General features: G+C 44.1%; 21 protein-coding genes and 1 pseudogene. All 22 read right to left on the bottom strand.

The window, feature by feature from the left end:
* Positions 1-715: 715 nt before the first annotated feature.
* The 22 genes and pseudogenes from HRU79_02485 to HRU79_02380 all read right to left on the bottom strand — a co-directional run bounded on the left by HRU79_02485 (position 716) and on the right by HRU79_02380 (position 24,407).
* On the bottom strand, positions 716-1,423 hold the full coding sequence (locus HRU79_02485; GenBank protein QOJ25570.1) for a hypothetical protein: 708 nt from the start codon (positions 1,421-1,423) through the stop codon (positions 716-718).
* A gap of 2 nt (positions 1,424-1,425) precedes the next feature.
* Positions 1,426-2,265, bottom strand: coding sequence for an ABC transporter permease subunit (locus HRU79_02480; GenBank protein QOJ25569.1), 840 nt, complete (start codon positions 2,263-2,265; stop codon positions 1,426-1,428).
* Positions 2,262-3,008, bottom strand: a complete 747-nt coding sequence (locus HRU79_02475; protein ID QOJ25568.1) for an ABC transporter ATP-binding protein — start codon at positions 3,006-3,008, stop codon at positions 2,262-2,264. Before HRU79_02475 ends, HRU79_02480 begins: the two co-directional genes overlap by 4 nt.
* 35 nt (positions 3,009-3,043) lie before the next feature.
* Entirely contained in the window at positions 3,044-4,381 is a 1,338-nt protein-coding gene (murD, locus tag HRU79_02470; GenBank protein ID QOJ25567.1) for a UDP-N-acetylmuramoyl-L-alanine--D-glutamate ligase, read from the bottom strand.
* Entirely contained in the window at positions 4,381-5,358 is a 978-nt protein-coding gene (locus HRU79_02465) for a polyprenyl synthetase family protein (GenBank protein ID QOJ25566.1), read from the bottom strand. Before HRU79_02465 ends, murD begins: the two co-directional genes overlap by 1 nt.
* A complete protein-coding gene (locus tag HRU79_02460; protein QOJ25565.1) occupies positions 5,355-6,413 on the bottom strand; it encodes a type 2 isopentenyl-diphosphate Delta-isomerase in 1,059 nt (352 codons plus the stop codon). Before HRU79_02460 ends, HRU79_02465 begins: the two co-directional genes overlap by 4 nt.
* Before the next feature lie 17 nt (positions 6,414-6,430).
* Positions 6,431-8,053: a VCBS repeat-containing protein gene (locus tag HRU79_02455; GenBank protein ID QOJ25564.1), complete on the bottom strand. Its 1,623-nt coding sequence runs from the start codon at positions 8,051-8,053 to the stop codon at positions 6,431-6,433.
* Between the two features lie 68 nt (positions 8,054-8,121).
* Complete coding sequence (locus tag HRU79_02450; protein QOJ25563.1) at positions 8,122-8,487, bottom strand: hypothetical protein; 366 nt, start codon at positions 8,485-8,487, stop codon at positions 8,122-8,124.
* A 4-nt stretch (positions 8,488-8,491) separates the two neighbouring features.
* A complete protein-coding gene (locus HRU79_02445; protein QOJ25562.1) occupies positions 8,492-9,031 on the bottom strand; it encodes a DUF4142 domain-containing protein in 540 nt (179 codons plus the stop codon).
* A gap of 179 nt (positions 9,032-9,210) precedes the next feature.
* Positions 9,211-10,068 carry a UbiA family prenyltransferase gene (locus tag HRU79_02440; GenBank protein ID QOJ25561.1) on the bottom strand — a complete coding sequence of 286 codons (858 nt, stop codon included), beginning with the start codon at positions 10,066-10,068 and terminating at the stop codon, positions 9,211-9,213.
* 19 nt (positions 10,069-10,087) lie between these two features.
* The gene (rmuC, locus tag HRU79_02435; GenBank protein QOJ27248.1) at positions 10,088-11,500 is read right to left on the bottom strand and encodes a DNA recombination protein RmuC; all 1,413 of its coding nucleotides are present in this window, start codon (positions 11,498-11,500) and stop codon (positions 10,088-10,090) included.
* 7 nt (positions 11,501-11,507) lie between these two features.
* On the bottom strand, positions 11,508-12,131 hold the full coding sequence (locus HRU79_02430; protein ID QOJ25560.1) for a class I SAM-dependent methyltransferase: 624 nt from the start codon (positions 12,129-12,131) through the stop codon (positions 11,508-11,510).
* 355 nt (positions 12,132-12,486) lie between these two features.
* Complete coding sequence (locus HRU79_02425; GenBank protein QOJ25559.1) at positions 12,487-13,287, bottom strand: hypothetical protein; 801 nt, start codon at positions 13,285-13,287, stop codon at positions 12,487-12,489.
* Positions 13,284-14,210, bottom strand: coding sequence for a hypothetical protein (locus HRU79_02420; GenBank protein QOJ25558.1), 927 nt, complete (start codon positions 14,208-14,210; stop codon positions 13,284-13,286). The genes HRU79_02425 and HRU79_02420 overlap by 4 nt, the downstream gene beginning before the upstream one ends.
* The gene (locus HRU79_02415; protein ID QOJ25557.1) at positions 14,207-14,554 is read right to left on the bottom strand and encodes a hypothetical protein; all 348 of its coding nucleotides are present in this window, start codon (positions 14,552-14,554) and stop codon (positions 14,207-14,209) included. Before HRU79_02415 ends, HRU79_02420 begins: the two co-directional genes overlap by 4 nt.
* A 377-nt stretch (positions 14,555-14,931) precedes the next feature.
* On the bottom strand, positions 14,932-15,549 hold the full coding sequence (locus HRU79_02410; GenBank protein ID QOJ25556.1) for a sulfite exporter TauE/SafE family protein: 618 nt from the start codon (positions 15,547-15,549) through the stop codon (positions 14,932-14,934).
* A pseudogene (locus HRU79_02405) lies at positions 15,546-15,840 on the bottom strand (heavy-metal-associated domain-containing protein). The gene HRU79_02410 and the pseudogene HRU79_02405 overlap by 4 nt, the downstream one beginning before the upstream one ends.
* Before the next feature lie 55 nt (positions 15,841-15,895).
* Entirely contained in the window at positions 15,896-16,462 is a 567-nt protein-coding gene (locus tag HRU79_02400; GenBank protein ID QOJ25555.1) for a metal-sensing transcriptional repressor, read from the bottom strand.
* A 63-nt stretch (positions 16,463-16,525) separates the two neighbouring features.
* Positions 16,526-16,798 carry a thioredoxin family protein gene (locus tag HRU79_02395; GenBank protein ID QOJ25554.1) on the bottom strand — a complete coding sequence of 91 codons (273 nt, stop codon included), beginning with the start codon at positions 16,796-16,798 and terminating at the stop codon, positions 16,526-16,528.
* A 689-nt stretch (positions 16,799-17,487) separates the two neighbouring features.
* A complete protein-coding gene (locus HRU79_02390; protein QOJ25553.1) occupies positions 17,488-17,943 on the bottom strand; it encodes a heme-binding domain-containing protein in 456 nt (151 codons plus the stop codon).
* Between the two features lie 15 nt (positions 17,944-17,958).
* Positions 17,959-19,257, bottom strand: coding sequence for an efflux RND transporter periplasmic adaptor subunit (locus HRU79_02385; GenBank protein ID QOJ25552.1), 1,299 nt, complete (start codon positions 19,255-19,257; stop codon positions 17,959-17,961).
* Between the two features lie 5 nt (positions 19,258-19,262).
* Positions 19,263-24,407 carry an efflux RND transporter permease subunit gene (locus HRU79_02380; GenBank protein QOJ25551.1) on the bottom strand — a complete coding sequence of 1,715 codons (5,145 nt, stop codon included), beginning with the start codon at positions 24,405-24,407 and terminating at the stop codon, positions 19,263-19,265.
* Between the last annotated feature and the right edge of the window lie 2 nt (positions 24,408-24,409).

Raw genomic sequence — 24,409 nt, 5'->3', positions numbered from 1 at the left:
GTATCTCTAGCACTCAATCACCTAATATGCTGGTGCAAGATCGTGGCGGAGGGAGGGGCTGGAGTGGTTGGAGGGTGGGGTCATGGTCACACATTCCTGTCTTTCTCCCACTATACATAAAAGCAATTGCTCCGGAATTCCTAAGGTTTTTTACGTAGGCTGCACACCGCAGTCGACCGGCCGAGCTGTACTGGTAGGTGGTGAAGCACGATGGTGGTGGCGGTGGGGGTGGGGCCCGATGGGCCGTAGTCCGTCCGCTCGGGATATTGGCGCGCCTCGGTCATGTAGGGCGGTGGTGCTAAACCGTTAATGTGGGTATTATATCATTGGAGGGACGCCATATCCGCGCTCCCGCAAAACAATAGTAAAATCGGCGCGAACCCGTAGGGGCGATCCCGCGTGGTCGCTCCCGCAAAACAATAGTAAAATCGGCACGAACCCGTAGGGGCGATCCCGCGTGGTCGCCCCTATGAGGTCGCCCACCACGAAATATCATAAAACGACAACCCATAGGGGCGGGTTTCAAACCCGTCCCGCACGAAAAAACATAAAAAACATTATAAAACATTACGGCCGTCTATTCCAAGCGCACGGCCGTGCGTCCCTACATCCGGTTTATAAAAAAAATCTCATGAATCTACCTCCCCTTCCCCAAACGCGCGTGTGCGTTTGGGGAGGGGGCCGGGGGGAGGGGCCGGGGGGAGGGGGCTTCCTACTACCTGAATACGTCGTCCTTAATCGGCACGTTTATCTTGTAGTCGGTGTAATGAATTTCAACTGATGCCTTGACGGGTTTGCCGTTTGTGTTGGTTTTAGGTTTATCAAGGTCGCCGCTCATCATGCGGGGCAGGTCCATCGGGGGGACTTCGAACATTAGTTTGGCATAGCTGGGTAGTGCGTAGGCGCTTGCCTTAGTGTTGGTAAACTTGAACTCGGCTGTAAGCGTTCCGCCGTTGCGGGTAACTGCTTCTACCCTTGTTGGCAGTGCTGTTGCAACATCAGTGTAAAATGTGGCTACGGCTATTGGCGATGCGTCGGTGGTTGGTATTACCTTAATCTGGCGGAGTGTCTTTCCGTTGAGTTTCGTGGTGCCGACATCAACTATTGCGTACGGTTGAGTGAGAATACGAAAAACACTTAGGTCCGGTCCCTGCTTTGGGAGCATTGCAAACCCTTTTGTTTCGATGTGGGTCTTGTCGGGCGCTTTAAAATAAAGCGTGGCCTTAGTCGGCGGGGCTTCAACGAATGGAATGTTGATGTCGAGCTGAAGGTTGACGGTGTAGGTTTTAACCTTTGCTATCTTCGCCTCAAGTGCCTTCATCAGAGCTTCGGCAGTAGTCTGCGCACTGTTCCTTACCGAAGTGATGAGAAGGCCTGTAATGATTAAAACCCATAGTACGATGTTTTTGCCGGGTACGTTCATGTCTAACTGAGAATGTCCTTGCGGTGGATGACGAAGTGTGCGACGACAAAGCAAACTACGCTGTGCATGAACAGGATGATACTGCTGTTTACGACCGGTGTCCAGTCAACTGTCCTGTCGAACAGGTAGCGCCATGAGTTCAGGTGGGTGGTGAAGAACCACGGACGCACTGCATCCATCCACGAGGCGTTGATCGAGGAGATGATAAGCATAACGATGATGATTGCCATCGTGGTCATGATTGGCCCAATCGCGTTTTCCACAAACGACGAGAGCAGAAAGGCGATACTTGAGACGGCCGTCATCGCCACCACGCCAAAGCCGTAGGCTAGCATGAAACGCCACAAGATGTCGGACTCGGTGATCACCGAAATCTTGGTCCGCACTACTACCATGTCGCCGCTGCCAAGGATTAGCAGGCCGAGTCCGAGACTTAGTACCGCCATAAATACGATCAGCAGGTTTGTACTTACCAGGACGGCAATGTATTTGGCATTTACCAGCGTCGCTCGTGAGAGCGGACGGGTGAGAAGCAGCCGGTAGGTTCCGCCGGTAGCTTCACCGGCCAGGATGTCGCCTGCGACCAGCGTCACCAGGAACGGTACATGCACGTACAGCATGCCAATGATCAGGTACGAGGTCGTGTATCCGTTCATCAGATTGCCGCTAAAGATAAATTGCTGCTGCAGGTTTTGTGTCGCAAACGAGAAAAACTTCATCCCCTCGATGCCAAGGCTGATAATAACAATTGGTATTACCACCCCCAGGGCGATAAATCCGATATAGGTGCGCCATTTTGAAAACACCTTCGACAGTTCAACTCTTGTTGCGGTTGCAATCATAAACTTACTGTGATATCCGACTTGCCGGATTCCTTTGTAATGCGCATAAAAAACTGCTCTAAATCCTGGTCCCGTAATACGTCGGCCACAGCCCCTTCCACAACTGTCTTGCCCTTGTTAATAATGATCATCCGGGTAGCTATGTGTTCAACTTCAGGCAGAATGTGCGATGAGAGTACGATAGTTTTTCCGTGATCGTGTGCGAGGCTTACAATTAAGTCGCGCACGTCTACCATGCCGTGCGGGTCAAGTCCGGTTGTTGGTTCGTCGAGTATTACCAGGTCCGGGTTGTGGATTAGCGCCTGTGCGATGCCAAGCCGTTGTTTCATCCCATGCGAAAATGTTTTCACCTTGCTGGTTGCCCTGCTGCCAAGACCCACCATATCGAGCATTCGGTAAATATTCTGCTTGCTTACATCGGCGCCGCTAAGCCGGCCAAGGAGTTCAAGGTTTTTGTAGGCTGACAGGTAGTTGTAAAAATCCGGACGTTCAACAATGCAACCGATTTTGCGTAAAATCTCTGCACGATGAGTGGAAAGGGGCTTCCCAAAAACTGTAATGCTGCCTGCTGATGGCTTTACCAGCGACAGGATCATACGGATTGTTGTGCTTTTTCCGGCTCCATTCGGACCCAGGAAGCCGTAGATATCACCATGATATACGGTCAGGTCCAGACCATCAACGGCAGTAAAACTGCCATAGTTCTTTCGCAGTCCGCGAATTTCGATTATCGGTTCTTGCACGCGGGTGAATAACGAATTTCAACGCCAACTGTTGCTTACTTCAGGTCTTGAACAGCCTGCTTGAACATCCGGCCGCGCTCTTCGTAGTTACTGAACATATCAAAACTCTTGCATGCAGGCGAGAGCAGCACGATATCATGTTGTTCGGCAAGCTCGGTGGCAGCCTGTACAGCCTCGGTCAGCGTATGTGCTTTTACGCAGCGTCGGGTAGTACACCAGTGGTTAAAAACAACATCTGCCTGCTCGCCGATGCATACGATTGCTTTGACGTTGGTAGCAACCAGTTCGTCGAGCAATGAATAATCGTTGTCATCGGCACGTCCCCCCGCTATCCAGACAATCGGGCGATCAAAGCTTGCCAACGCAAACCACGCAGCGTTGACGTTGGTTGCCTTACTGTCATTGATATAGGTGATGTGGTTATAAATGCGAACACGCTCTAAGCGGTGTTCAACTCCGGAAAACGATTCCAGAGATTCACGGATTGCCTCGTTGCTGACCTCGAAGGCTCGTGATGCCAAGGCAGAAGCCATGGAATTATATGTGTTGTGCAACCCGGGTAACCCCAGGCGATGTGTGGGCATAAGTACCTCCTCTTTGTTGCTGCTGCTCCGAAACACTACTTCGTCCCCCCGGACGAATGCGCCTTTCACTTCACGCTGAGTACTAAAAAACGCTGTAGTGCAACGGACTGCCGATGCGGCACTTGCTGTATGCTCATCATCGGCATTCAAAACTACAATATCTGAGCCCCCTTGTCGAGAAAAGATTTTCCACTTACACTTCACATAGTCTTGAAAACTTCCATGATAACCAATATGATCAGGCGTAATGTTAAGAATAATACTTATAAAAGGGTGGAAGTCAGCAATGCTATCCAGTTGATATGAGCTTACTTCAGCCACTACGACGGTGTCGGGACTCAATGTGGATATCAGCGAACTGAGCGGTGTTCCAATGTTTCCACAGGTCACTGCCGATGTACCCGCATTGTTTAGTATGTATCCGGTTAGCGCTGTTGTTGTTGTTTTCCCGTTGGTACCGGTGACGGCAATAATTTTATTGGAGATAAACCGGGATGCATATTCGAGTTCACCGATGACTTCGATGTTCCGATTTCGGGCTTCAACCCTTATCGGATGGGTTGGCGGGATACCGGGACTGAGTATGAGGGTGGATGCCTGCAATGCACGGTTGGTATGACCACCGAACTCGGATTCGACACCAAGCTGGTCAAGGCGCACCTTAATGTCCGCGCATTGCTGTTCTGTTCGAGACTCGCTTACAAATACGCGGTTACCCTGCTGACTGGCAAGTTCAGCAGCAGCAAGACCGCTCTTGCCTGCTCCAAGTACGGTAATGTTTTGTGCCATTATGTTGTGCGTTCCATCAGGGTTGTTGCTAATTCTTCCAGATGCTGCCGTGCGGTACTGTCGGGCAGTTTGTGGAGATGAACAAATGCTTCTTCGGTAAGTTTTTCTACCATCGCTGTCCCTTCTGCCAGCACGCCTTCCTGAATCAGATGTGTGCGCATCTGTTCTACCTGTGTGGGGGCTATGCCATTCTGTGAAAAGAATGTCTGAACGAGTTCCTGGAATTCGGGCTTACCAGTTGCTTTTTCACGTGCCCGCAACATCAGCCACGTGCGCTTGCCTTCGATTAGATCGCCCCCCGGTGTTTTACCGAATCCGTGCGATCCTTCAACATCTAAGATGTCGTCCTGCATCTGAAACGCAAGGCCGATATCACGTGCAAAGGTGCGCAGTGCGCTTGTATGCTGCGGATCGCCGTTGCCAACGAGTGCGCCAATGTGTACGCTGGTTTCAAGCAGACGTGCGGTTTTGCGCTCGATCATGCCGAAGTATTCGTCGGGGTGGACGTCAGTTCGTTTGGTAAAGGCTACGTCAAGTGCCTGTCCTTCACATACGTCAATAAAGCCTTGCGAGAAGACATCGAACACCGCCGACGGGTTGTGTGAGTGCTGTGCACTGGCGCTAAGAAGCTTCGATGCTATCCCAACGATAACGTCGCCGCTAAGGATTGCTGAGTTTTCATCGAACTGTATATGCGCTGTTGCGCGTCCGCGGCGCAGTGACGACCGGTCCATAATATCGTCATGCACCAATGTAAAATTATGGAGCATCTCAATTGCAAGTGCTGCATTCATTGCGTCTGTAGTCTCACCTCCGACGGCCTCTGTGGCAAGCAATACCAGCAGCGGGCGTATCCGCTTACCTCCGGCGCTGAGTACGTAATGCACCGGATCGTACAGCTCTGCGGGATCACGATACTGCACCAGCGCCTGGGCCAGTGCCGCCTCGATCTGTTCCAGTTTTTGCTGTATTGTCATGCCTGCGTCTTGTCCATCATCGTTAGTTGTTGTGGTGTAGCCGCACCGGTAATAAACATCCACTGCCGCAACCGTAATGTCCAATCACCAATAAGTTGAATAACTTGTGCGGTCCCGCCTGTAGCAAATGCCTGCAGTACCGGCCGTGCGGTTGCACAAAGATCGGCACCAAGATATAATGCACGGGCAATGTCGTATCCGCTTGATATTCCGCCGCTGCCAACGATTGTCGGAAAGGGGCTATGGTTTGAGTGCTGTGTGGGATGTTGTTTCCGCAGAGCAGCAACTTGCCTGATGCATTCGGCAGTGCTGATTCCTACTTCGCGAAACTCCTGAAGCTTATCCTGCTCCTGATGGCGCTTGATTTCAATCGCTGCCCAGCTTGTTCCGCCGGCACCTGCAACATCAATGCATGCAACTCCTGTCTTTACGAGTTTATGAGCTGCCGCGCCGGATATTCCTGCGCCAACTTCCTTGACCATTACCGGGAGTGGCGACAGGTCCACCGCAGCGCTGATCGCTTCAAGTACTCCTGAAAAATCCGGCTCACCTTCGGGTTGCAGCATCTCCTGAAGCGGATTGATGTGAATCCCCACCACCGATGCACCAACAAGCTCAATACACTCGTTAATACGGTCTGCCAAAGCCCCCTTCCTGTACCACTCGGCAAGCTGAACGGCACCAATGTTGGTAATCACGGGCACTGCGGTCGAGATCGATTGTAAAACAGTATATGAACTTCTTGTTTCGGGCCGGTCAAATGCGGCCCGCATCGAGCCGACGCCCATTGCGATTCCTAATGCGGCAGCACTTTCGGCAAGGCCTGTGTTAATACGCTCCGCATCAGGGTAACCGCCTGTCATTCCGCTGATGATGAGCGGCAATGATAATCGTTTCCCCAGGAAGTCAACTTCTGTACTAATGCCGCTGAAGTTCAGCTCGGGCAGAGCATTGTAGGGGAGACGTACCTCTTCGAGTCCGTTCGTGAGCTCCCGAAACCCAACGTCGCCACTGATGGCAAGCTGGACATGCTCTTCCTTGCGGTTTGTAATCATGGAGCAAAGTTAGGGGGCTAAGGCACGGTAATCTGAATTGTTCGTTGTTGATTGCCGCTGCTGAAGACGATGTAGTAGGTACCGCTTACGAGACCCGGGAAGCTGCTGAGTGGTATGGTGTTCGCTCCGGTTTCGAGGTAGGCTGTATGCGGACCCGATACAGTGCGACCCTGAATGGTGACGGCACGCCAGGTGAAAACAGTTTCAGTAGGTGATGTTATCTGCAGCACTGAGCCCACGGTAACTGGATTGGGAATAACTGAAACTTCGATTTCAGGTGATACGGCTTCCATTACAGTGCTCGTCGGCAGCGGGCACATCTCACTGTTACGAAGGATGTTATTTTGAAACATCAGCCAGTCTGGTCCCTTACCCTTGCCAAGACTAACCAGACACGCTTTACCGTAGTTGCCTGAAAAATCAGGCATGACCGAGTATCCTCCTACAATGAATGCATCAAGCAGACCGTCGCCATCAAAATCGGCAATGAGTGGTGCGTGATCAATTCTAAACAGGGTGTCGTTAAATTCTTTCCTCAGGTCGAATGTAAAAATCTCGCTGCCGTCGTTTCCGTTCAGAGCAATAAGCCGACCCTTTGATGTTCCGAAAACTACATCGGGATACTCATCATTTGTAATATCAGCGATGGCAGCTCCGCGAAAGCAGTCGTCGTAGTCTTTCAGGGTTTTCTGCCATAGTATTTCTCCGTTGCCTTTCAGGGCGGTAAATGTATTGCGTGAGATGAAAAACACATCACAGTTGCCGTCGTTGTCAAGATCGGCGATTTGGGCCGGACCGCCAACGTAGTAGTATTTCCCCAGACTGTATTTCCACTTTAGTGCGCCGTCGTCAGCATTTATGCAATACAGGGTATCGTTGTAGCTTCCAATCACCAGCTCCGGCCTGCCATCGCCATCCAGGTCGGCAATCGCGCTTCCGTGATAGATAACGTCGGTAACCGGAAACGTCCAGAGCAGCTTCTGATCCTTCCGCCGGTATGCGTACACCTTGTTGTTGAGAGTGTCAACTGCGTTCCATGTTGCAACGATGAAGTCAAGATCACCATCGTTATTAATATCAACGATGGTTGGTGCGGTTTGTATCCATGACTTTGTATCAACCGCGATTTCCCACTTTACGGTCCCATCGAGTGCGTTAATGCAAATCACGTATCCGCCAAATTCACCATGCAGGATTTCCGGTATTCCATCGCCGTCGATATCGGCGATGGTGGGCGGTGAGCCGCTCCCACGGGTTTTCACTGTCCACTTTATTGAGCCGTCGGCGCCGTTAAAGCAGTAGGTAGAGTCGGTACAGGATGCCGGCACAATTACCTCCGGCATTCCGTCGCCATCAACATCATAAATAACCGGGGCAACATCGTTGCAACCCTCGCGCGTAGGGAGGGAGGTATTGTACTTCCACAACAGCGAGCCGTCTTCGGCATTGAGTGCGTACACGGTACTGTCGTTTCGGTAACATCCGAAGACAATTTCCAGTTTCCCGTCACCGTCGATATCGGCAGCAGCCGTCTGACCGTGAGCGAGATCGTTCACAGTAAAGACCCATATAACCTTGGGCTGGACACCAGCGGCGCAGATCCCCGCAACTGCAAGAAAGATGATACAACGCAACAGCATTGTACAATATACCAAACAAAAATGCTGTCCGACACCGAGGTATCGGACAGCATCGTTGAGAGGTAAGTTTACGGCTGAACGGTAACAGAACCGGTCATCGTTGGATGAATTGTGCAGAGGTAAGAAAAGCTTTTTGAAGGAACCATCATCCACGTAGCTCCAACATTTATATCACCAGAGCTCTGACTTCGATTTGAATCGTCAGTAACATTATGAACAACCATGTCTCTATTAATCCAGACGACAGTATCGCCTTTATGTACAGTCAGTGACTGCGGTACGAACTGCATCCCCTCAATCACCACGGTATCCGTAACGCCAACATGTTCTTGTTCAACGGTGGTCTTATTGTCATTGTTATTGGATGTGCAACCCATAAAAATCAACCACAGTGTACCCATGAAAGGCAGCACTGATTTTTGCAGAGAACTCATGACGTTACTTCACTTTCGACTGAGCCATTTTTGCCATTTCGAGGTGATGGTTAAGTAGTGGGCCCGCTTTAACAAGGAAATCTTTTAATTCAGCATTTGTCGTTTGGGGGATGAGCACATTATTAACGGTGTTAATAACCGACTCGTGATATGCAACTTCATTGTCAATATATGCCTTATCGTATGCTTCACCTTTTACCTTAGCAAGTTTTGCATTGGTTTCTTTTTCGGCCTTGAGCAACGATTTTGTTGTTGGATTTGTTTTGGGCTTCACGCCAAGCTTGGCTGCCAGCTCCGTTGCCTGCTTGATAATGGCTTCGTGGTCCTTAATCATTGTTTCCGCAAAATGCTTTACATCCGGATTGTGCAGCTTTGCAAGAGCATTCTTTCCATAATTAACGTCTATCTGGTTCGCAGTTACAGCTATCGAAGCAATTTCCGGATCGGTAAGCTTTGGTCCGTTTTGCGCTAATACAGTTACTGAAGTGAAGGCGGCAACAACAAGAATAGCCGCCAGGCGAATGGCTGCCCTGTGCAGTTTCATGGTAATTCATCCCAAAGTGCGGGTTCGGTATGTAGTTAATTACATCTTGCTCAGAATGGCGTAGAACCCGTTAAGCGATTCACTCGAAAGCGATACAAAATTAATTTGACTGAAACCGAAATTATCCTAACAAAAAAATAATATACAATTTAGAACAGCGACAGTGTCCGTTTTCTATATTAGAGCGTATTTAGTAAAAGAACCAACAATGCCTGTACAATCATCGTACCGTCTAGGATACCGTAATGATACCATGGTGAGCTCTGCAAACGCTTGCTTCCTACAAAGTACATCGTGGTGAGGCCGCTGACAAAAAAGGCAGAAACGAGATTCCATTGTTCAACTGTACTGTAATGAATCATACTAATGACGGTAAATGCGATCATGATAGTGATAGCCAGCTTTACCGATGAGGCCTTGCCGAGTGTAAGCGGTATAGTTCGTAGTCTGCCTTCCTGATCGGTGTCCATGTCTCGTATGTCGAAAGGTATGGTTATCGCAAGCACAAACAAGAAACGCTCGAGCAGCATTAGCCGGATGCCGGTACTGCTGAACGTTTGAGTCTCGTACATTACCGGAAGGAGAACGGTAACGGCTGACCACACAATGGCAATAAGAAAAATTTTTAAATACGGTATTTCACGCAGTCTAAAGAGCTTCCTCGCAGTTTTCGACACAGGCATTGAATAGAATACTGTCAGTACTGCGAAGGGGGCTAAGGCAATGAGCACTTCGGTCTTGGCTTCAAACAGCGTTGCACAAAATCCAAGTACCGATATCACAACAACGATTCGGAAGAGATGCCTGTTCCCGCGCACCCACTGGTGCTTAGGCGATTCCAATGCCTGTGGAAAGAAGATGATTGTTGTAAGCCGGTGTACATTGTATTCGAACAGAGTTGCGAAGAAAATCAAAAACAGGTACGGATGCCACCGTGCAGTTCCTGTTAGCTGTATCTGCGTTTGAATGGCGAGCAGAAGAGCTGCCGCAGAGATATACAGGTTTGACCCGATGATGGCATCAAAAAACCGTTTCATGAAACCGTGGATTGCATTGTTAGGCGTCGGTGTCGTCGGCGTCTAACCCGAGATCAGTGTTATCATTATCAGGCAGCAGCTTGCTTGCCTCTGTTGCCGGCAGTTCCTGAACCAGCCTGAGCTTTCGTTCAATAACTCTGCTGCGCGTCCCGGCACTGTCGATAACATTTGTGGCTTCCTGCAGTTTTTTCTTTGTCTTGTCAAGGATGTCACCAAACTTACCAAATTGCGTCTTTACCGCCCCGAGAAGTTCCCACACCTCACTCGACCGTTTTTCAATGGCAAGGGTCTTGAAGCCCATTTGCAGACTGCTGAGATAGGCAACAAGGTTTGTTGGCCCGACAACGGTTACCTTGTGTTCGCGCTGGAGTTGTTCGAACAGACCCTGCCGACGGAGGATTTCGGCGTAGAGGCCTTCCGTCGGTACAAACATGATTGCAAAGTCTGTCGTTACCGGTACGTTGATGTACTTATCGCGAATGTCCTTTGCATTCTTTTTGACTGCATTTTCGAACTGTTTCGACAATTGTTCAATTTCCTGTGGGTCGGCTGGTTGTTCGTAGGCATCAACCAGACGAATGTAATCTTCAACAGGAAACTTTGAATCGATTGGCAGCAGTACAGGCGTATCATCACCTGACGTACCCGGCAGATTGATCACAAATTCAACCCGCTCCAGACTTCCCGGCTTCACTACTGCATTCGTTGAATATTGCTCAGGTGAGAAAATCTGTTCAAGTATCGTTCCCAACTGAACTTCGCCGTAAGTGCCTCTGGTCTTAACGTTTGTTAGTACCCGTTTTAAGTCACCCACGCCGGTGGCCAGGGTTTGCATCTCGCCAAGCCCCTTATGCACTTGTTCGAGCCGCTCACTGATAACCTTGAAGGATTCATTGAACCGTTTTTCGACTGTTTCGTGGAGCTTTTCGTCAACAGTCTTGCGCATTTCTTCAAGCTTAACACTATTGTCTTCCTGGATATGGCGCAGCTTGCTTTCGACGGTATCCCGAATTTCCTTCAGCTTGTTTTCTGTATCCTGCTTTATGGCATCCAGTCGCTTGCCCAGTTCGTCATAGCGCTCAGTCTGTGTGGCAGCTGTGGCTTTCGCGAATTCCGTCAACTGGTTCGAAAAGGTATCGAACTGGTTCTTCTGTGCAGTTGACAGCTCCGAAACAGTGGCGGAGAGCGTCCGACCAAGGGTTGAAAACGAATTTGTTAACTCTTCGCGATTGTCTTTGAACGACTGCTGGCTTTCAGTACGGCTCCTTGAGAACTCGTCGCGCACAAGCGGGTCTATGCGCTGCAGTTCTGTGTCCAGCTTCGACAATGAAGACAGTACACCGGCATCTCCTGATGAATTGCTTCGCATCAAAAGCACCAGATTAATCATTGCCAGAAGGACCAGAACCGCAAGAAGCACCATTGTAAACATCATTACCTCACAGCTTACGACCAAAAAACCGAATTACCGAGCCGAGACCGTTATGATATAGGCCCTCGTGCAGCTCTGTTTCAACCTGGGCGAGTTCAACAATTGAAAAGTGTTCAAACGCAGAGCGCACCTCTTGCAGCGAGTACAGACTACCGGCATCGGGCGGACCGCCAATGCCAGGATTCTTACCACGGTACAGCAAGTTCTCCTTGCTAAACGCCTCGAATATGACATAGCCCCCTACCTTCAGCAGGTTAACCAGCGATGCCAGGTAATCAGAACGGGTATCGGGAGAAAAGTGAGCATATACCAGGGCAAGGGCATCGAACGTTTGATTCAGGAAGGGGGCTGTGTCAAGCGTCCCCACATGGTAACGAATATTAACATTCCTTTCCTTTGCAAGGGCAAGAGCCTTTTTTTGTCCCTCTGTGCTAATATCGAACGAATCAACATCCCATCCGCGTGTAGCGGCGTACACACCGTTACGTCCTTCGCCATCGGCAGGCAGGAGTATAGTACCGGGAGTCAGTTCATCGAGGCGTGACTGAAAATATACATTTGGCAACGAGCCGTAGGCGTACTCAGGTTGCGCATAGCGCTGGTTCCACCGATCTGCCGGGTTTAGAGTCATACGACAAAAATAGTGATGGGGGAGTGGGGGGTGTCAGAATATACCCACAATACAATCGGGTTCATCGCCGTACACCACCAACAGCATCGAAGACTGTCACCGGCAGCTTCGCTCCGTGATGAAATCGAATGGACCAAACCCAAGCAACGAAGCCTTGATGAAGCAACTCTTCCTGGTTCAAGAACACAGTACTTCAAAATTGAGCCGTCCCGTTTACAACCGGAATGGTACAGCAGCGCAACTGTCAATCCTTTACCCTGATCGTCTTCAACGAACCTTGTAACGTTAACTGACACGCGTAATGCGACACATCACCCGCCATTGAATCAAACGCCTGTTGTGTGCTGGCGTTTCTTCATTTTGCCTTGCCATTCAGTCTGTTTATTTGATAAATTTTATTGTTTATTGAGTCGATTCTAATAGTTAATGTATCCTTTAGTTCTAAACCATAAACTCTTGTATTTAAAGTGTCCGGAATATCAAGTTTTATATCGTTCAAATTTTTGATTGTTAATTCTTGACTCTCTCTCTTTAATGTAAAGGTTGAAACAATTACTAGAAGAGTCATTATTCCGAATCCAATGTTTCCAATTTTGAAACATCTTGCACCGAAAATTAAATTACCACCTTTCATATTGTCAATCGGGGTAGTATTATTGATTATATAAACCAAGTCTTCAATTTCGGAGTTAACGAAGTCTAATTCCTTATCTTTTCTATCTGTTTTAGTGACTGATTTAGTGCTGCGCCCTGGATATTTATATTTGTTGACTGTTAAAGTTTTAATGGCGTGGAGAATTGATAAAAGGTAATGAAACATTACAATCAGAAAAAGTAATGATAATGGGATTTTAATCCATAAGGTTACGCCATTTAGATTGTCAATTAATAAAGGAATAAAAAGTGCAAATATTGATGTTACAATACTTGCTTGACCAACTAATTGGGAATTTTTGTTTTCAATTGTTGTTCTTCTGTCTCGCTGATAATCGTGAATTTCTTTTAAGTATGTTAAATATCTTTCGGCAACTTTGATGCTTGTTGCAGGAGCATAGGATTCCTTCGCAATTGGCGTATTGCTTGACTCATTTTCTTGAGCTACAGACTTTAGAGACTTCTCCTTTAACCCAATATAAACCAAATATTTGCCTATCATTCTGTCGTAGTTAAAAAATTTATGATGGCTTCGGATATTTTTAGTCCTGTTTCCATTTCAATCCAAGCCCATTGACCATTGGGGTTGATTTCTAAAAATATATATTCTCCATTCTTATCCTTTATTAAGTCTATGGCTCCGAATGAAATGTTTAATTCCGTTAATAGTTTGATACATTTATTTTCAATTTCTTGTGGAATATAGCATTCAAAGAATGGATTTTTTTCTTTTCGCCAATCTGTTTGAGTGTTTTCATTTTCTTGAGAATTAATTTTAGCAGAAAAAACTTTGTCTCCCACAACAGTTATCCTAAGTTCATATTCTTTTTGAATTAGGTTTTGAACAATACAAGGTGTTAAATCATATTCAATCAAGTTTTCTAAAACTTCTTTACCAACTTGATTTGTAAATATCGTTTTTACTCCATCAGAAAGTTGAATGCGTCCTTGTCTGATTGGTTTGATAATTACTTCGTTGGCGTTGTCACTTACAAATTCGCTAAGTTGTTTGTGGTTATTGGTTACAATTGTATTCGGAATGTTAAAACCAATTTCCTTTGCTTTTTGTAATTGATACAATTTGTTCTCAGCTTTGTAAATATAATTTGGATTACTTAACCACTTTTTGGAATTTATTAAATTGAATAAATTGTCGAATAACGATTCATAGTCAGCAAGCAAGAATATTTTTTTGTCTTGGTCTGTTGTATCAATATCAGGAAGTTTAGTCCTTCGAAACCATACTGACGAAAACTCACTAATTCCATTTATTGAAAAATTGAAATCATTAGAATTGTCAAACAAATAGTTGTTTTTGTTTAAATCTTCACAGTTCAATCGGAAGTATTTAATGTTCTGTTCGTTTAATTTTTCAATTACGAAGTCAGTAGTAAAATCTTCTTTATGTGTTATTATTAAAATCATTTATCTGAATCTGTTCCTTCTACTGATTCTGTGATTGTTTGAGTGTCCATTAACAACTTCAGTCTTTTTAAATCATTGTCGCTGTCACTTGGTTCTGTCGAAGTAAACGTATCTGTGCTTGTATCCAAAACTCGTCTAAGACTTAATTTATAGTCATTGTCCGAATCGGTTGGTTCACCTGTTGTTCTAGTAAATGTTTCAGTGTCCATTGATACAAATTTAATTGCTGGCATTTCAGTGTCTTTGATAACAGACAGGTTTTGCTTATGAGAATACTCAATTAAAGAAAAGTCAAGATTCTTTAATGTTGGTTTTTCTGTGAATTCTAAAATTAATGGTCTCATAATAATTATTTTATTGTTAGTGATGTCGTTTCGTACGCTTGGGCATAACGGTTTGCAGCTAAACGCAGGCAGGGCTTAAACCACTACACTTTCTACTAAGAACTGAACTTCAAATATACTACTTTCCTGTCCTACGAAGCACAAAACCCCTGCTTGCGTTTAGGTGCTGTTATGCCTTCGTTGTTCTTTTTCGTCCGTCTGTCAGCGGTGGGGCAGCCATACTCTTTGGCAAGTTTTGGCTTGTGCGTTGGCTTTTTGAGCGACTTGCCAATGTGTATGGATGTGAAGGGTTGGAATTTTGTCTCGTTTTATAAATAGTAACTGAATAGTCTAAAAAAATAGAAACTCAAATAAAGTAATGCTACTCCGCTTATAATTTAAATACTTTTCCTTAACCAAGTCAATTTGGCAAGTTTTGAAACAGAGCTTGCAAAAAGACCAACTACTAAAAAAGGCAATCCTCTTCCGATTCCAAATAAAAGTGCCAAAATCAGTCCGTAGAAAATACTTGCTTTAGATGCTGCAAAAGACAACAATAATAGTAGGGGGGCTGCTGATGTTCCCAAACTAAAAATCAAACCATATATAAATGACCCGCCAATTCCTGGTCTGCGTAATGCTTCAAGTTGTCGCACACGCAAATAAGGACCATAAAAGGCAATACCTGCTGCAATTATTGATATTATCCCCATCACCAATGCCCAATATTTGCCAAAAGTTTCAGTTAGAAAAACTCCTAAATATCCGGCAATGGCTCCCAATACTGTCAAACAAAACACAATTCCTAAAAAGAATGAAAATGTTATCGAAAATCCTGTTTTGGATTCACGAATAGTAGTGCTGCCAACATAACCTGCAAAACCAAGTCCAACGGGTAAAGTGCAAGGACAAACGCCACTTGAAATCAATCCTGCCAACAAAGCAAGTCCTAAGCTAAGGATAGAACCTTCTTGAAAAGTGCTTATAAATTCATTCAAAAAGTTCTCTAACATCATTTATTAATTTCTTGTATCGTACCTGCCTTATAACCCAACTTGTTGACAGCTTCTTGCAACTGTTCAGGTGTAATTTTTTTAGGGTCGAACTTTACCGTTGCTTTTTTTGTCTTTTAGGCTAACATTTACCTCTTTAACACCCTCCATACCTGAAAGGCTCTTCTTTACCGTTGCCACACAGGACATACAAGACATACCTTCAATAGGAATTTCAATTGCTTTTATCTCTCCCTCATTTATGGTTGTTTGGTTGCTGTGTGAATTATTCCCCGAACAAGCAACAAAGAACATTTGAAGGATTAATAAAACGCTAAATGATTTTATCGTAACCATAAGTTTATATTTTTTATTTAGGTTTATATCCTGCTTTTGTCAGTATGGCAATCAGTTCATTTTCATTAGTTTCAGTCGGATTAAACTTGATGTTCACTATTTTTTTTATAGCCTTTGTATTTACATCTTCTACACCTTTGGTTTCCTTTAAGATGTCGGATATTTTTTCTGCACAACCTTGACATACCATATTGTCAATGGTTAATGATATTTCTTTCATACCTTCTCTTTTTTTTAGTAAATATTCATAAACTTTATCAATTTCCTTCATTTTGTCTGTTAGTTCATAAAGCCCTAAATCTGGGAATTGATTTTTGATAATTGATATTCTTTCTTCCTGTCCACAGTTACCCGGGCAGGCTTCTAATGCTTCGGAAATTATCATTGCCAAAGTTTTTCTGAAAACCTCATCTAATAGAAGGTGCTGTGCTTTTTCAAAACCTTTGTTTACTGCCTTAAATTGATTTAAAATTTGGGCAGGGTCATTACTTTCGTCAAGCATTTTTATTACTCCTTCAACCTGACCTTTAATGCTATTCAATCTGTCTTTAAGGTCTTTTGTTAAATCTCTCGGTAACATAATGGTTTGATTAAATACAATCCAACCCCCAATAATTGGAAGTTGGATTGTATGGTTAAAAAATTAAATGGTTTTACCGATACCTGCGGCTGCTAATTCTTCCTTACTTACTCCTCTGTTTTCACAGCAAGCAAGTAATTTTCCATTAACAGCTACCGCTGGAAGGGAAGTAATGTTATACTTTTTCATCTTGTCAACACAGACTTTGTCGTCACATTGTTCAACAAGGTTGTAAACAGTTACCTCGCAAGAGTCACAAGCCATTTCTTTTACTGTTTTTACTACAGGTTCACATACTGGACACCCTGCTGTAAACACTTCAATTTGTCGTTTCATTGTTTTATGTTTTTAATGATTAAAATTAATTACACTGCAAAGATGCGTCTGGTCAGGGGGTGGTCTCCAAATTATTTTCAAATTATTTTTTCAGTCTTGAGGCGTTGGCAAAAAATGGCTCTTTTGGTTTTTACAGCGTTGGGTTGAGTGTCGGCAAAAACCAAATGTGCCATTTGTGCGGTCGGCTTTTTACAATGAGGCATAACGTCCGGCAGCTTTGCGATGGCGGGGCAATCGAAGCACTTTCGTTCGGCTAATGTACAAAATTTCAATCGAAGTACAAATGTTGATTTAAGCACTTCACCCCCGCTATTGCAAAACTGCTTGTTATGCCTTCGTTGTTCTTCTCGTCCTGTTGTCAGTCAGCGGTGGAAAAGCCATACTCTTTGCCAAGTTTTGGCTTGTGCACTGGCTGGTGCGACTTGGCAATGTGTATGGCTTTAGCGTTGGCTTTTTTAGCAACATTTTTTGTCTTGCTGAATTGGTGGGCAAGCAACATTTCCGTAACTACAATATACGCAACAATCACCTTGTTTTGGTTTCAAAATGGTCTTGCACTTTTCACATTCGTAAAAATATTGGCAAGCGACTGTCGGCATTGTTTCTTCTTTCTTATGTCCGCAGTTTGGGCAAGTGACTGTTGATTGTAATGTGACTTCCATTTTTAATTTACCTGATGATTTTATTGCTTATTTTTTGTCTTTTATCCAATTTATCAATGCTTGTTTTTCGTCTTTTGTAAGTCTTGCCTCAGGATGCAGCCAGAGATAAGACAGCAAGGGCATTTCATTTTTCTCCACCTGAGTTACAATTGATTGCAACAGTCGCTCCTGTTTGCCTCTATAATAGTTGCTCCATTCGCTAAAATTCAGATCCTGTTTTCCATTGGTAATATGCGATTCAACAAACATTCTACCAGGTTGGATATAATCAAACCATTCATATTTCGTGTTATTACTGTGGCAGTTATAACAGGATTTTTCCAAAATTTGATTTACTGCTTTTGGCGGATTATATACTTGTATAAAATCAGATCCTTCAACCTGCCCATCATACACATTACGGGCAGGCTGATAGAACTGAAAGGCAACAAGAAAGCCTATTACGGAAAGGCTTATTGTTTTCCATTTTGGCTTTTGTTTCATCTTATTGTTACCTATTTAATGATGGTGTTCGTTTGAAACCATTCCTTTGCTCTCGTTCATCATACTTACTTTCCCTTCCAATTGTGCACTGGCATCAATAGAAAAAGCTCCATTTGTTACCACTTCATCACCATTCTCCACACCCGAAAGGACTACATAGTTATCGCCCAATGAAGCTCCCAATTCAATTTCTCTCATTTTGAAAGTGGGGATGGAAGTCCCCTGTTCTTTCACATAAATCACCGAGCGTTTGCCTGTCCATAGAACTGCTGATTTGGGAACAATAATATCTTTACCAGAGCCTCTTACTGGTGCATTAACTACTGCGGTAGCATACATTTCAGGCTTGAGTAAATTTTGGGCATTGTTAACTTCCACCCTTATTTTGACGGTACGTGATACAGCATCCACAATAGGATTTATGAATACGATCTTTCCTTTAAAGACCTTGCCAGGCAAACTTTGTAAGGTATATTCCAACTGATTGCCAACTTTGAGAAAAGGTAAATCGCTTTCATAAGCATCAAAAACAGCCCACAAGCGGTTTAAGTTTGCGATGTTATACAACACTGAGCCCTGACTGATATAATCACCCTGATTCACATTTTTACTTACAATTACGCCACTTGTATTGGCGTAAATAGTTACATAAGGAGAAACTGTTTTTGAACTTAGTACTTTGGAAATTTGCTCCTCAGTCATTTTCCACAACTTCATTTTTTCCTTAGCTGCTGCCAGCAAGCCCGGTTGCAGATCGTTTAATTTAGCTGCTTCCAGCAACTCCTGTTGTGCCGTCATCAAATCGGGAGAGTATATTTTGGCAATGGCTTGTCCTTGTTTTACAGGTTCTCCCGTAAAGTTGGCATATAATGCTTCTATGCGACCATTGACGTGTGAAGTTTGAGAGTGTTGCAAACGCTCGTCAATCTGAATGGTTCCATACAACTGCATGTCTTTAATTGCCTTTTGATGACCGACAACCGTAGTTTGAATATTTGCCAATGCAATGGCTTCCGGGGTCATCTGGATGGCATCTTCATCCACTTCATGATTGGAGTGGTCGTTGTGATCGTTTGTTTTTAAAGGAATTAAATCCATGCCGCAGATAGGACACTTACCCGGTTTGTCCATTCTGATTTGAGGGTGCATAGAACAAGTCCAGATAGTGCCGCTTTTTTCGGATGCCGCTATCTCCTTTGAATGGTCGTGGGTTTCAGTTCTGCCAAATACCAACCATCCTAATAAAATGCCTGCCAACAGAATGAGTACAAACTGTGAGGCTCTGTTTTTAAATATATTTTTTAATTTTTTCATTTTTTTTATTTTTGATATGTATTAAAAGAGGTTAATTTTTCAATTGAAACTGCCATTGAATTATAACCTGCTATGGCTTCGGCTTTCTTCAATTGGTAATCCAACAACTGGCGTTGCACCTGAATAACATTGGTTAAATCGCCTTTGCCCGTTACAAATTCCTGCACAGTCAGGTTGTAAGTGGTAAGTGCCAGTTCTGTTTGTTTTTCATAAAGAGCAATGGAGCGTTCGGCATCGTCCAATTGATTTTTAAAACCATATAAATCACTTTTGAGATTATTATATGTGTTCTCTCTTTTTTCCTTATTTGACTGCTGCCATAGTACGCTCTCATTTTGTTGTGCATGGTATTTTTTGCGGAATAGAGGTAAAGAAACCGACACCATGGGCATGACCATATCTCTGCCGTTCATGCTTCCCATTTTAAACATCTCTTCATTCGTTTTGCCGATGAGCATATACTGAACGCCAATGCCAAGCATCGGATAGCTCATTTTTTTGTCTTTTTCGGCTTTGGCTTTATATGCCATTATTTCTTTTTCAATCATCAGTAAATCCGGATTGTTGGCATCAATTGATTTTAGGATGTCTTCAATCTGAAACAAGAAAGTTGTTTTGAAGATAGCGTTACCGATATTCACCGTTTCGTTTACATCTCTGTTTAAAAGCATATTAAATTTTGCTTTTTCCGACCTTAGTAATGCCTTTAGACTTTCTATGTTATTGTCAACTTCTGTCTGTTCCAATCGTATTCTAAGCACATCCGACATACCGGGTGAAGCGCTGCCTGATGGAGCAGCATACCTTCTTAATGCAAGTTCTTCCAGGTTTTTAAGAAACTTTTTTTGCTCCATATTATTATTAATCTGTTCATTCAGCCGCTGCATTGAATACCATTGAACGGAAACCTGGAGTATCAGGTTGTCCATAGCTGATTTGTACTGCTGAAACTGCATTTCAGATTCGTAACCTGCCTCCATGCGTGCTAACTTTCTTGTGCCAAACCAGGGAAATCTTTGCATTACACTGAAGTTGGCAATTGAACGACCACCAATTATGTTCATTGGAGAAGGGTAAAATTCTCCGGTAAACTCGGGGTCGTCAAAAGCACCCGCTTGCGGTATTTTCTCCAAATAAGCTTCATAAGCCAATTTTTGAGCCTTCGTTCCCGGGTTATTTTGAACTGCAACTGCTATATAATAATCTAATGAATCTGTTGCCGTGCTTTGTGCCAACAATAGTGTGGGAAAAGCAATGGTTGTTAATACTAACATGATTAAACAACCGATATTTTTAATTTTATTTTCCATTTTATTTCTTTTTAATTTTTCGGTTGGATGTCCTTTGCGAATTGCCCACTCTCTCCACCAACATTGAAATACAGGCACCACAAACATGGTCATGGATTGTATCAACATTCCACCAAATGTGGGGATAGCCATTGGTACCATAATTTCAGCCCCCTTTCCGGTAGAAGTCAATACGGGCAATAGTGCAATCAATGCGGTGGCAGTGGTCATTGCGGCCGGTCGTACCCGTTTTAAACCTGCATAGACTACGGCTTCCCTTACTTCTTCTTTTGTTTGAGGATTGCGGGCAATAAAGGTGTCGTGAATATAAGTACCCATAATAACCCCATCATTAGTTGCCAATCCAAACAGTGCAATAAAGCCCACCCAGACGGCAATACTCAAATTAATGTTGTGCATCTGAAACAAATCTCGCATATTCATACCTCCGACTGAAAAGTTCATAAACCAGGGTTGACTGTATAACCACAACAAAATAAAACCACCTGCAAATGCCACAAATACGCCTGAAAAATGAATGAGTGAAGCCGTTACGGTTTCAAACTGAAAATATAAAATCAGTAAGATGGCAAGTAAGCTGATTGGAATAACAAGCATCAGCCGTTTGGTGGCATGTTCCTGTTGCTCGTAGTTGCCGGCAAATTTGTAGCTCACACCTTTGGGCAATTTTAATTCACCCGAAGCTAATTTTCCTTTCAATATTTTATCTGCTTCGTGTACTACGTCCACCTCCGCTTTTCCACTGATTTTGTCAAAAATTACATATCCGATTAAAAAGGTGTTTTCGCTTTGTATCATCTGAGCTCCTTTTGCATACCCTATATGAGCTACTTCTTCCAGAGGTATCTGCGTTCCCGTTGCGGTAGGAATTATTATTTTTTTCAATGCCTCGGGATGGTCTCTCAGTTCTCGTGGATAACGAAGCCTTACCGGAAAACGTTCCCGACCTTCTACGGTAGTGGTTAATGTCATTCCGCCAACAGCCGAACTTATCACTTCCTGTAAATCTTCTACTGTGATGCCGTATCTCGCCATTTTATTTCTGTCCAAATGAATCTCCACATAAGGTGCACCGATAGCACGATCATAAAACACAGTAGATGGGATAACAGATGGAACTCCTTTTAGAGCCGTTTCCAATTCTTTTCCGGCAGTTGCAATAGACTCCAAATCTGGTCCTGAAATTTTCAACCCCATGGGTGCACGCATTCCTGTAGCAAGCATAACTAATCTTGCTTCTATGGGTTGAAGTTTGGGAGCAGAAGTCATCCCCGGTAAATGCGATGCGTTGACGATTGCCTGCCATATATCGTCAGTTTTCTTTATTTCAGGTCGCCATTGTCTGAAAAATTTGCCGTTTTTATCCGTTATTAAACTGTCTTTGGGAATTTTTCTGAACCCGCTTTCAGGATTGTATGTTTGACCCCCGATTAATTCATATTCTCCTTTTTTATTTACCTGAAATCGCTCCCGGTGTCCTTCTTCATTTAAAATGTATTCCGGAATGTAGTTGATGGTATTTTCAAACATTTGTGTGGGAGCGGGGTCTAATGCAGAATTTACACGTCCCCATTTTCCAACCGTAAGTTCTACCTCGGGAATATTTTGAATACGCCTGTCCAAAGTTTGAATATATTGCAGATTCTGTTGAACACCTGTATGGGGCATAGTTGTGGGCATCAGCAGAAAAGAACCTTCGTTTAAACTCGGCATAAATTCCTGTCCCATACCGGGAAACATTTTGGTTGACTTTTGCCAAAAACCAGTCTCCTTAAAACTTTTCCAGCCGACACTTTCAAAACCTTTGGCTACAAAACCAAAAGTTTTGTCCGTTCCCTGCCAGGCAAGCATACCCCATAGCAAGGTCAGGATTGGAATTGCCATAAATTTCCAACGGTGGGTCAATGCCCATCTCAATATCTTTTCATAATAAATAACCAAAATCCACAGAAGCCCAAGCACAAAAGCAATTGCTATAAATACAAATACAAAATTTGTGGATAATTTCGCCTGAGTACCCAATGGTAGCCATTCTTCGGAAAGATAGGAGAGAACTACTACCAGTGTAATGGCAATATTGACGTAATTGGCAATTCGTTCTCCTTTCCACTGGCTGATGAAAAGATTATTTAATCCGATAAGCGTCAAAGCTACCGATGCAAAAATTCCGCTGTAAATCCACAAAGCAATGCCTGAAACCACTAAGATATAATTCATTATCCTTCTTAGTTTTTTCCGTTCAATTTTTATTGAAAACACATAGTAGGCAATTGTTGGTATCACTATCAATCCTAAAATGAATGCAGATGTGATGGCAAAAGTTTTGGTAAATGCCAATGGACGAAATAGTTTACCTTCCTGTGCTTCCATAGCAAATACAGGCAAAAAGCTGACAATGGTGGTGAGCATGGCAGTAGTGATGGCACCCGATACTTCAGAAACGGCTTTTGAGATTAAATTTACAAATGCCTTTCCTTTGCTTTCAATACCTTGTTTCCGTTCTTCTTCCATGTAGCGGATAATGCTTTCCACAAAGACAACCCCCACATCAACCATAACTCCGATAGCGATGGCAATACCCGAAAGGGCTACAATATTGGCTTCTACTCCAAGATATTTCATAAATATAAAGGTTGCCAAAACGCCAAGTGGCAGAATGCTGGAAATGATTAAGGAAGCTCTGAGATTGAATACCAATACGATAACCACAATAATGGAAATCAGTATTTCGTGTGCCAATGCTGACTCTAGTGTGCCAATAGTTTCGTGAATTAATCCAGAACGGTCATAAAAAGGTACTACGGTAACTTTGGATATGGAACCGTCCGATAATGTTTTTTGCGGAAGCCCGGCTTCCATCTCAGCTATTTTTGCTTTTACATTGTTAATTACCTCCAGCGGATTTGCACCAAAACGGGCAACAACAACGCCACCAACAGCTTCCACGCCTTCTTTATCCAATCCCCCTCTGCGTGGAGCAGGTCCCAGATTGACAAAAGCTACATCTTTGATTTTGACCGGAATATTATTCCTTACCGTTACTACGGCATTTTCCAGGTCTTCTACCGTTTTTATATAGCCCAATCCACGCACTAAATATTCAACCTTGTTTACCTCAATTGTTTCAGCACCGATGTCCAGATTGCTTTTTTGGATGGCGGTCATTACATCCATAATTGTCAGGTTGTATGCACGCAGTGCATCGGGATTGATGTCCACCTGATATTCTTTGATAAAACCACCGATAGAAGCAACTTCCGATACGCCTTCAGCAGACGAAAGGCTGTACTTGGCGTAGAAATCCTGAATGGTTCTTAGTTCATCGGGATCCCATCCTCCGGTTGGCTTGCCTGTTTTTGGGTTTCTGCCCTCTAAAGTGTACCAAAATACTTGTCCAAGTGCAGTTGCATCAGGGCCCAAGGTGGGTGTTACACCAGTTGGTAAAGTTCCTGCCGGAAGGGAATTGAGTTTTTCAAGAATACGGGAACGGCTCCAATAAAATTCTACATTTTCTTCAAAGATGATATAGATAAAGGACATCCCGAACATAGAGGTGCTCCTTATCGTTTTCACTCCGGGCATGCCCAAAAGTGAAGTGGTAAGCGGGTAGGTTATTTGCTCCTGAATATCTTTTGGCGACCTGCCCATCCATTCAGTGGCAACAATCTGTTGATTATCCCCAAGATTGGGAATGGCATCAACAGGGACAGGGTTATTGGGCAACAGATTTTGGTGCCAGTTAAAAGGTGCAGTTACCAAACCCCATATCAGCACGGTGAGTAACAATAACAGGGTAACAACCCTGTTATTTAGAAAGTAATTAATGAATTTGTTCAGCATAA

It is taken from the genome of Ignavibacteria bacterium (genome assembly GCA_015709655.1).
Taxonomy (GTDB): Bacteria; Bacteroidota; Ignavibacteria; order Kapaibacteriales; family Kapaibacteriaceae; genus OLB6.
Note: the sequence above shows the minus strand (reverse complement) of the source record. Positions and strands in the feature narration are given on the sequence as shown.

Bases quoted from the DNA above. Each gene is read 5' to 3' on its own strand.
- rmuC (QOJ27248.1), bottom strand. From the start codon at position 11,500: ATGTTTACAATGGTGCTTCTTGCGGTTCTGGTCCTTCTGGCAATGATT.
- HRU79_02450 (QOJ25563.1), bottom strand. From the start codon at position 8,487: ATGAGTTCTCTGCAAAAATCAGTGCTGCCTTTCATGGGTACACTGTGG.
- HRU79_02415 (QOJ25557.1), bottom strand. From the start codon at position 14,554: ATGAGACCATTAATTTTAGAATTCACAGAAAAACCAACATTAAAGAAT.
- HRU79_02395 (QOJ25554.1), bottom strand. From the start codon at position 16,798: ATGAAACGACAAATTGAAGTGTTTACAGCAGGGTGTCCAGTATGTGAA.
- HRU79_02465 (QOJ25566.1), bottom strand. From the start codon at position 5,358: ATGACAATACAGCAAAAACTGGAACAGATCGAGGCGGCACTGGCCCAG.
- HRU79_02380 (QOJ25551.1), bottom strand. From the start codon at position 24,407: ATGCTGAACAAATTCATTAATTACTTTCTAAATAACAGGGTTGTTACC.
- HRU79_02445 (QOJ25562.1), bottom strand. From the start codon at position 9,031: ATGAAACTGCACAGGGCAGCCATTCGCCTGGCGGCTATTCTTGTTGTT.
- HRU79_02460 (QOJ25565.1), bottom strand. From the start codon at position 6,413: ATGATTACAAACCGCAAGGAAGAGCATGTCCAGCTTGCCATCAGTGGC.
- HRU79_02455 (QOJ25564.1), bottom strand. From the start codon at position 8,053: ATGCTGTTGCGTTGTATCATCTTTCTTGCAGTTGCGGGGATCTGCGCC.
- murD (QOJ25567.1), bottom strand. From the start codon at position 4,381: ATGGCACAAAACATTACCGTACTTGGAGCAGGCAAGAGCGGTCTTGCT.
- HRU79_02420 (QOJ25558.1), bottom strand. From the start codon at position 14,210: ATGATTTTAATAATAACACATAAAGAAGATTTTACTACTGACTTCGTA.
- HRU79_02485 (QOJ25570.1), bottom strand. From the start codon at position 1,423: ATGAACGTACCCGGCAAAAACATCGTACTATGGGTTTTAATCATTACA.
- HRU79_02440 (QOJ25561.1), bottom strand. From the start codon at position 10,068: ATGAAACGGTTTTTTGATGCCATCATCGGGTCAAACCTGTATATCTCT.
- HRU79_02410 (QOJ25556.1), bottom strand. From the start codon at position 15,549: ATGATGTTAGAGAACTTTTTGAATGAATTTATAAGCACTTTTCAAGAA.
- HRU79_02430 (QOJ25560.1), bottom strand. From the start codon at position 12,131: ATGACTCTAAACCCGGCAGATCGGTGGAACCAGCGCTATGCGCAACCT.
- HRU79_02480 (QOJ25569.1), bottom strand. From the start codon at position 2,265: ATGATTGCAACCGCAACAAGAGTTGAACTGTCGAAGGTGTTTTCAAAA.
- HRU79_02390 (QOJ25553.1), bottom strand. From the start codon at position 17,943: ATGAAACAAAAGCCAAAATGGAAAACAATAAGCCTTTCCGTAATAGGC.
- HRU79_02425 (QOJ25559.1), bottom strand. From the start codon at position 13,287: ATGATAGGCAAATATTTGGTTTATATTGGGTTAAAGGAGAAGTCTCTA.
- HRU79_02400 (QOJ25555.1), bottom strand. From the start codon at position 16,462: ATGTTACCGAGAGATTTAACAAAAGACCTTAAAGACAGATTGAATAGC.
- HRU79_02385 (QOJ25552.1), bottom strand. From the start codon at position 19,257: ATGAAAAAATTAAAAAATATATTTAAAAACAGAGCCTCACAGTTTGTA.